General features: G+C 63.6%; 1 pseudogene. It reads right to left on the bottom strand.

The window, feature by feature from the left end:
* Positions 1-37: 37 nt before the first annotated feature.
* Positions 38-428: pseudogene (locus tag EN994_RS35010) on the bottom strand (sugar ABC transporter substrate-binding protein); the annotation flags it as partial.

Raw genomic sequence — 428 nt, 5'->3', positions numbered from 1 at the left:
GCTCCGGGCCGCTACGGCCCGGAGCGCTTTCAGATGACTATTCGACCGACTTGACGGTGTCCGTCGGCGGCTTCTGGTTGCCCCAGAAGGCCGGATTATCGACGTTTTCCTTGGTGATCGCTGCACCGGGGATCTTGATGTTCGGACCCCAGGCTTCCTTGGTCACGGTCGATTTCAGGCCGAGCACGTCGTATTCGCCGGGCTTGATTTCCTGCTTCGTGACGATCTTGTCCATGAACATGGCGACAGCCGCGGCCTGCGCGTAAAGCGGCTGCTCGATTTCGGCGTTGAGCCAGCCCTTGCGGATCAGGTCGAGGCCGACCGGAGCGCCGTTCGAGCTCATCAGCATGACGTCGCCCGGCTTCTTGCCGGCCGCCTCGAGCGAGGCGACGGCGGCGACCGATAGGTGCGCGGCATGGCTGAAGATC

The sequence above is a fragment of the Mesorhizobium sp. M7A.F.Ca.CA.002.09.1.1 genome (assembly GCF_003998555.1).
Taxonomy (GTDB): domain Bacteria; phylum Pseudomonadota; class Alphaproteobacteria; order Rhizobiales; family Rhizobiaceae; genus Mesorhizobium; species Mesorhizobium ciceri.
Note: the sequence above shows the minus strand (reverse complement) of the source record. Positions and strands in the feature narration are given on the sequence as shown.